The sequence below is a fragment of the Butyrivibrio sp. INlla14 genome, from assembly GCF_900102515.1.
Taxonomy (GTDB): Bacteria; Bacillota; Clostridia; order Lachnospirales; family Lachnospiraceae; genus Butyrivibrio.
Genome location: NZ_FMVS01000056.1, coordinates 1 through 7,036, shown reverse-complemented (window position 1 = coordinate 7,036; position 7,036 = coordinate 1). Strand labels below are relative to the sequence as shown.

The following is a 7,036-nucleotide window of genomic DNA, read 5'->3' as shown; positions in this document are numbered from 1 at the left end:
TCAACAACTGCTTTATCAAGATTAGCTCTGCCACCATATTTCACAAGTAGGATTCCTTCAAGTGAAAGATCAGGATTAAGTTTTTTCTTAATCTGACTTATACGTCCAAAAAGCTGATTAAGACCCATCATTGCAAAATAGTCTGCAAGGCATGGAATAATTACTTTGGTACATGCTGTTAAAGCCATGCTTGCAAGGACATTCAATGATGGGGGGGTATCGATGATTATAATGTCATAGGCACTTGCTGCAGGAGCTAGTGCATCTTTCAGAAGAGTTTCTTTTGAAATGACGTTATTAAATATTGTATCGGCATCGGTAAGGTTTAAGGAACCAGGAATGATATCGTAATACTCCGATTCTGCTATACAATCCTGTATGGGATATTCTTCTTTGAGTAGCCCTAAAAGATTCTTTTCCTGATATTCAAGTAAGTTTACTCCGGCAGCTGCTGTCAGATTACACTGGGGATCCATGTCTACACAAAGGACGTTCTTGTCAAATTCTTTTCCAAGGATTTCTGCAAGAACCTGACAGGTGGTTGTCTTTCCGCATCCGCCTTTTTGGATGTTTACAGAAATAATTTCCAATTTTTTTCCTCCCAACAAAATAATAGATATTTAGATTAATAACAGTAAAAAACTATTAGAATAAAAGTATTATAATAGTTTTTTACCTTTTTATTACAACTATGATATCACTTTTTTAGATAAAAGCAAAGTTAATTTGATATAGATTATAACTTTTGAGTGATAATTTGTGTTGATTTTTGGGAAAGGGTTGTGTAGAATAAATACATGGGGAAATAAAAAAAGCACCTTTGGCGAGGTACTTTTTTAATCAAAAAGAAGTTGTTTGGAAATTGGCGTTTCCGAATAGCTCAGGTATCGTTCACATACCGAACAGGCACAACCACCTTGCGGTGAAAAGCCTTAAACAATATGTTTATACAGTAATTATAGGCGAATTCTTAGTATCTTTCAAGCCTCTAGATACTGTTACTGTGGGGGAAATATATCACAAAATATTGTTTAGTCGGTCTGTGTTTTCACATAGGCTTTTTTTATTTCTTAAAAAATTACCCATATAAAAAGAAATGAAATAAGGTCTGGTTGCTTGCCAGAGGAAGAAATGCCACGCTGAGAGGACAATCGTGTAAAAACAACCTTTTCGTATGAGGAACGGGCATTGATCAGCCCCAAATAGTCTACGGAGGAATCACGGTCAGAGCGTGCCGGGGACTCTGGGGTGAACGGCAGGGCTTTACCGCTTGTTTCTGTCCAGTCACAGATCTGGACAACCACTACGGTGGCGAATACAAAACTGAAAGATGGAGTTTTACCGTGCTTCGTGCGATATGGGGTGCCTGCCTTGAGAAAGTAGACAGCTTTGATGGAAACATCAGAACATATTGCTAGGGGGGCTTGCAAAAGATGATCTCTTACGATGTTTGAACCGGAGACCTTGATCGTTGGTAGGAATACCTGGAGCGGGACCTGTAGTAATACAGGTAAGTGATACATACGGATACCTCAGGCGATATACGCCAGAAGAAATCTTGTCACTTCCCTTCGCAGACCTTAACTTTGGCATAGAATCCGTGGATTTTATGCTTTTTTAGATTCTTTCTAAAAATAAGGTCTGCGGGGGGAAGCTCACAGCCGTTTCCTTGGTTCAACCGCCAGAGGAAAAACAAAGACAGGCTGCGAGCGGTTCGTTGGTCTCTTTAGGTCCTGTCTTTGTTATTAATATATATTAATTGGGTTCGTACCAGCAGAGCTGATGGATATTGGTCTATAAAGATGTTTCGGCAAAAACGACAATAGGATGCTGTTTCGATCGGATATAATGATAGCTGATTACATGATTGCTTTACTACCTAATAAATGATGGATTTTAGGTAGTAAAGTTCTTACTGGTCCTTTGAAAATGATGCTAGTTATATGAAGAAATGGTAATTGTAATTGTTAAAGCTTCGATTTTGAAAAAACGGTAGTGTGTGATAGAATAATGTTTGAAGAAATGGTAATTTATTGCAAATAATAAATTGAAGAATTGGAAGTGCAAGGGTGAATTATAATGTTTAAACGAAAAGCATTGGATGAATTAAAGAAGTGGAAAGAAAAAAAAGCCCCTGAATATTCTGCATTATTAGAAGGGGCAAGGCGAGTTGGTAAATCAACCATAGCAGAGGAATTTGCCAAAAGTGAATACAGGTCTTATATAAAAGTGGATTTTTCAAATATTCCGAAAAAAGTTTTGGAGGTATTTGATGATATAGCAGATCCTGATGTGTTTTTTTTAAGGCTGCAGGCTGCTACAAACACAACTTTATATAAGAGAGAATCTGTGATCATATTTGATGAGATACAGCTTAATCCGCAGGCAAGGCAGGCTATAAAACATCTGGTTGCTGATGGGAGATATGATTATATTGAAACAGGATCACTTATAAGTATAAAGAAGAATATCCAGGGCATTGTTATTCCTTCTGAAGAGTATAGGATCCAGGTTTACCCTATGGACTATGAGGAATTTATGTGGGCTATAGGTAATGATACTTATGATGTACTTAGAAATCTCTATGAATTAAAGAAGCCTGTCGGAAATAGCCTTAACAGAAAACTGATGAGGGATTTCAGGATATATATGGCTGTCGGTGGCATGCCTCAGGCTGTAAAAGCATATGTTGAAGGAAAAAATTTTACTGATATAGATGAGGTAAAACGAGGAATCCTTGCTCTTTACAAAGACGATTTTAAAAGAGTGGACGGATCAGGTTTGATAGGCCAGATGTTTGAATCCATTCCAAGTCAGCTTGCAACTGATAAGAAGAGATATGTCATTTCAAATGCAACTGAAAAAAAACTGGTGGATAAGGATCTTGAACGATTTTCGGATCTGCTTGATTCAAAGACGGTCCTGCCATGTTACAATATTTCCAATCCAAGTATTTTGTTATCCCAGACAAGAGATTCAGATGTATTCAAGTTATATCTTTCTGATACGGGATTATTTACGACAATGATATTCAACACAGCTCTTGATACGGATGAAAATATTTATGCAAAGCTTTTGAGTGATTCTCTTCCAGCAGATCTTGGATATCTTTATGAAAATGCGGTTGCCCAGATGATCACAGCAGCAGGAAGACCACTTTACTATCATACATGGGAAAAAGAAAAAAGTACTCATTACTATGAGGTTGATTTTATAGTAACATCCAGGACAAAGCTCATACCTTTGGAAGTAAAATCTTCAGGCACAGGAGCGCATAAATCAATAAATGCATTTAGTGAAAAATATTCCCAATATGTAGGAGAGAAAATCCTTCTTTCTCAAAAGGATGTGGGAAAGGATCAGACTTTGAAATTTTATCCGATATATATGCTTCCATTTATATTGGAAGAGATTAAGACCCAAAGAAGTTGATTTTGTGAAGCGCTAATCGGAAACTTTAAAAATAATCTGCAGAAATGTCAGATCAATATAAAAAAAAAATGATTTTTTATAATTGAAATCTTATTGAAATTTTTATTGAAGTGCTGTTGAAGTAGTTATTGAAGTAACTTCAATATGAAGAGAAATCTCTGTAAGTCAGAAGTAGAAATTTTATAAAGTTCATGCTAAGGGACCAGCCTCGTTTGAAAAACTTGAGCAAGGTCCCTTATATTTTTTTCGCCAGTTCCTGGCGAAGCCACATCGCAAAATCACATCCATGACAAAATGAAAAAATTTCAAAATGCGATGCTGATAATGCTGCTCATACATGAAAAAATCATCAAGTCTTCAGCCGGGACTTTCTGACATTTTTATGTATTCGCAGCATGAAATCTCCCACTTTGCCTGACCGGAAAGTAGTGGTAAAATATACATGTGGGAGATTTTGCAAGCTTCCTAAAGTGTTACCACTTTAGCGCTTGCCAGGGAAGCTCCGCTCCCCTTGGATCCTCACATTTATGCCAGCCACAGTTATAACTTTTTGTAAATTTGTGTGGCCGGCATGATCAGAAATTTATTCACTACGCTCATAAATTTTGATCGCAGCTGCTTATATTTTTTCAAAAACGCAGCTGTAGAAAGGCTCCACCATGAATAAGAAAAGACCCCATCAGGTAACGTTCCGCCTTTCGGATGAAGAGCTGGAAATCTTAAAAGAGAAGATCTCTTCATCCGGAAAAAAGCAGCAGGAGTATCTTCGGAGAGCGGCCCTTGAAATGCAGATAACGAACATGGACCCACTTAAGGAACTGATCCCGGAAATGAAAAAACAGGGGACCAACCTTAACCAGGTAGCAAAGAAACTTAATGAAAACGGATATGTTGATTATGGAAATGTTTTGTCAGGAACCTTGAAGGAGGTAAAGGAAACATGGCAGTCATTAAAGCAGTATCTAGCCACGCACCGATAGGAACAGCAATCGATTATGTTGAAAAAAGAGAAAAGACAGAAGAAAGACTTTTATACGGAATAGGTGTCACACCAGAAACAGCAAAAGAAGAAATGCAGGCAACAAAAGAAATCTATGGAAAGACAGATGGAAGGACCTATAAACATTTCGTTCAGTCATTTGCTCCTGGTGAAAACATAACTCCTGAGAAAGCACATGAGATAGCAAAAGAATTTGCAGAGAGCTTCGAGCTCTTTAAAGGGTATGAGGTCCTTATAGCAACACATAAGGATAAGAAACATGTCCATACCCATTTCATAATCAATTCAGTAAGTTTTGAAGACGGGAAAAAGTTCCAGATGTCATCAAAGGACCTGCAGAAGATGAAGGACAGAAGTGATGAGATCTGTCACGAACATGGACTATCCATCTGTGAAAAGAATAAGACATTTGATGGTCATGAGCGCACCGGAATAACAGCATGGACGAAAGAAAAATATCATTTTATGAAGGACATGCTGGAAGGAAAATCCGTAAAATCCTATGTCTACAACACAATGGAAGTAGTAAAGGATTCCATGAACAGAGCTGTGTCACGGGAAGAGTTCGTAAAACTACTTTCTGAAAAAGGGTACTCTGTTGACTGGCAGGATAAGCACAAGCACCTGACATTCATGAACCAGGACGGAAACAAAGTCAGGGACACTAACCTTAATAAGACATTCAACCTTGGAATAGGAATGCTATTGAGCGAGGAATTAATGAAATTATAAAAGTTGTATCACCCATCATCGGACTTGCATTAGTAAATTGTGTTGGTGTAAGAGGAGCTCTTTTAATTGATGGAGGGACTTTTGTATTATCAGCTATTCTGGAAGCATTTCTAAAGCCGCTTCCAGAATTTGAAAACAAACCTGTTAAGCGAAAGGCTGTTTGGTCTGAAATGAAAGAGGGCATGCTCTACATCAAAAATGAATATTGGATTCTGTTTTTGTTGATTCTTTCTGGTGTTGTGAACTTCTTCCTTGCTGGGTATAATCTTCTATTGCCATTCACAGAAAATTTATTTACTAACGTGGTTGGCTTTTATGGTAAAGCAATGATGTCAGAAGCTTTAGGGGGAATTGTTGGAGCGTTCTTATGTTCAAAACTTAAGATTCAAGAAAACATACGAACCATGATAGCGTCTGACATAATCATGGATGGTGGCAGGTACAGGCTCAACATCACGGAGAAAAAGACGTTAAAGAAAAGGACCTTTACGGTCCCTGTTGCCATATACAATTACATGAGGGTGTATGCTGCAGACAATAATATAGAAGAAACAGGGCAGCTCTTTCCAATAGGAGAAAGGGCTGTCCAGAAGTATCTTGCGAAGGTATGCGACTATCTTGGATATAAGAATATAGGAACACACTCCTTCAGGAAATTCTTTGCAACTGAGATCTATCTGAATAATGATTACAACATAGTTCTGGTTCAGCAGCTCTTGCAGCACAGCTCCGTTGCTGTCACGCAGAAGTACATAGGAATCACTTCAGAGATGCAGGAAAAAGCGTTAGAAGAACATATAGCATTAGTTTAATAATAGTATTATAACGTTATAATACTATTATAATAAAACTATTATAATGGTATTATATTCAATAAGATGGATATTAAAATTTTTCACCAGAGTCATTTAATACGAAATTGGCTTCAAATTTACAGTCTAATACTTTAGCTATCTCTACCAGTTCTTTTTCGCTGAAATTGTCACGTTTGAATTTATTGTACAGATTACTTGTGCTCCAACCAAGCTGATCTGCAAGCCATGCTTTGCTTTTGTCTTTTTTTGCTAATACAAGACGGATTTTTTCTGACATCATATGCGTATTCTCCTTTTATAAAGGTATAATAAATGATTATTAGCGGTAAAATAATAGTTTTATAATGGTATAAAACTATTATTTTTTCTTTTTGTTTTCTTTTTCTTCTAATCTTGCTTTGTAGTTTGCTGTAGCTTCTTTATTAAGCTCATCATCATATAATGAGATGGAGTTTTGCTGGCAATAAAACTCAACAGCATGTCTAAGAAATTCTGATATAGAAACCTTGTTTGTTCTCTCACTTATGATTAGATATTTTTCAAATAAAATTGGATCCATGCTGATGGTCCTATTCTCAGCTTTTGGAGTAGTCTTTTTGGGACGTCCCCCAGGATGCTTTGCTATTGCTTTTTGTTTTTCTTCTTTTACAGGAGCTTCTTCTAGTTTTGGTACTGCTGCTTCTGATAATGCGCCTGTATTCGTAGCAATAGTTACTGGTTTTCTTTTTGAGGCCATATAACTCCTTCCATAGTAGTAAAATAATAGTTTTATAATGGTATAAAACTATTATTTTAACTCTATTTCTTTAAGTAATTCTCTATAATCAGCAACAACATCTTTTGTATCGGGATAGTCAATTACTGATTGTTGTTGGCTTTGAGCTTCTCTAAGTTTTACACGTTCTCTTACTTTCGTGTTAAACACTTTTGTTTCCATTCTTTTTGCCATATCATCAAGACCATCAACAACTGCTTTATCAAGATTAGCTCTGCCACCATATTTCACAAGTAGGATTCCTTCAAGTGAAAGATCAGGATTAAGTTTTTTCTTAATCTG

At 36.8% G+C, this 7,036-nt stretch carries 8 protein-coding genes; 4 read left to right on the top strand and 4 right to left on the bottom strand.

Annotated features, from left to right (window positions below):
• Positions 1 to 590 (bottom strand): ParA family protein (locus BLO53_RS18525; protein ID WP_092065114.1); only part of this gene is annotated, 590 nt, incomplete at its 3' end.
• Positions 591 to 2,079: 1,489 nt separating this feature from the next.
• On the opposite strand from BLO53_RS18525, the gene BLO53_RS18520 reads away from it, so the two are divergent.
• From BLO53_RS18520 to BLO53_RS18505, 4 genes are all read left to right on the top strand, one after another.
• Positions 2,080 to 3,432 (top strand): ATP-binding protein, encoded by a 1,353-nt coding sequence (locus BLO53_RS18520; protein WP_176757367.1) that lies wholly within the window; start codon positions 2,080 to 2,082, stop codon positions 3,430 to 3,432.
• 659 nt (positions 3,433 to 4,091) lie between these two features.
• Entirely contained in the window at positions 4,092 to 4,412 is a 321-nt protein-coding gene (locus BLO53_RS18515) for a plasmid mobilization protein (protein ID WP_029233781.1), read from the top strand.
• Complete coding sequence (locus tag BLO53_RS18510) at positions 4,373 to 5,164, top strand: relaxase/mobilization nuclease domain-containing protein (RefSeq protein ID WP_092065108.1); 792 nt, start codon at positions 4,373 to 4,375, stop codon at positions 5,162 to 5,164. The genes BLO53_RS18515 and BLO53_RS18510 overlap by 40 nt, the downstream gene beginning before the upstream one ends.
• 170 nt (positions 5,165 to 5,334) lie before the next feature.
• The gene (locus tag BLO53_RS18505) at positions 5,335 to 5,976 is read left to right on the top strand and encodes a tyrosine-type recombinase/integrase (RefSeq protein ID WP_242875405.1); all 642 of its coding nucleotides are present in this window, start codon (positions 5,335 to 5,337) and stop codon (positions 5,974 to 5,976) included.
• 73 nt (positions 5,977 to 6,049) lie between these two features.
• Here the strand turns inward: BLO53_RS18505 and BLO53_RS18500 are convergent, their stop codons facing one another.
• The 3 genes from BLO53_RS18500 to BLO53_RS19385 all read right to left on the bottom strand — a co-directional run.
• On the bottom strand, positions 6,050 to 6,259 hold the full coding sequence (locus tag BLO53_RS18500; protein WP_029233776.1) for a helix-turn-helix domain-containing protein: 210 nt from the start codon (positions 6,257 to 6,259) through the stop codon (positions 6,050 to 6,052).
• A 78-nt stretch (positions 6,260 to 6,337) separates the two neighbouring features.
• On the bottom strand, positions 6,338 to 6,715 hold the full coding sequence (locus tag BLO53_RS18495) for a hypothetical protein (protein ID WP_092065105.1): 378 nt from the start codon (positions 6,713 to 6,715) through the stop codon (positions 6,338 to 6,340).
• A gap of 51 nt (positions 6,716 to 6,766) precedes the next feature.
• Positions 6,767 to 7,036, bottom strand: a 270-nt coding sequence (locus BLO53_RS19385; RefSeq protein WP_176757366.1) for a ParA family protein, incomplete at its 5' end; no start/stop codon positions are given.

Coding starts and splice junctions, on each gene's coding strand:
- BLO53_RS18520 (WP_176757367.1), top strand. CDS start 2,080: ATGTTTAAACGAAAAGCATTGGATGAATTAAAGAAGTGGAAAGAAAAA.
- BLO53_RS18515 (WP_029233781.1), top strand. CDS start 4,092: ATGAATAAGAAAAGACCCCATCAGGTAACGTTCCGCCTTTCGGATGAA.
- BLO53_RS18510 (WP_092065108.1), top strand. CDS start 4,373: ATGGCAGTCATTAAAGCAGTATCTAGCCACGCACCGATAGGAACAGCA.
- BLO53_RS18505 (WP_242875405.1), top strand. CDS start 5,335: ATGAAAGAGGGCATGCTCTACATCAAAAATGAATATTGGATTCTGTTT.
- BLO53_RS18500 (WP_029233776.1), bottom strand. CDS start 6,259: ATGATGTCAGAAAAAATCCGTCTTGTATTAGCAAAAAAAGACAAAAGC.
- BLO53_RS18495 (WP_092065105.1), bottom strand. CDS start 6,715: ATGGCCTCAAAAAGAAAACCAGTAACTATTGCTACGAATACAGGCGCA.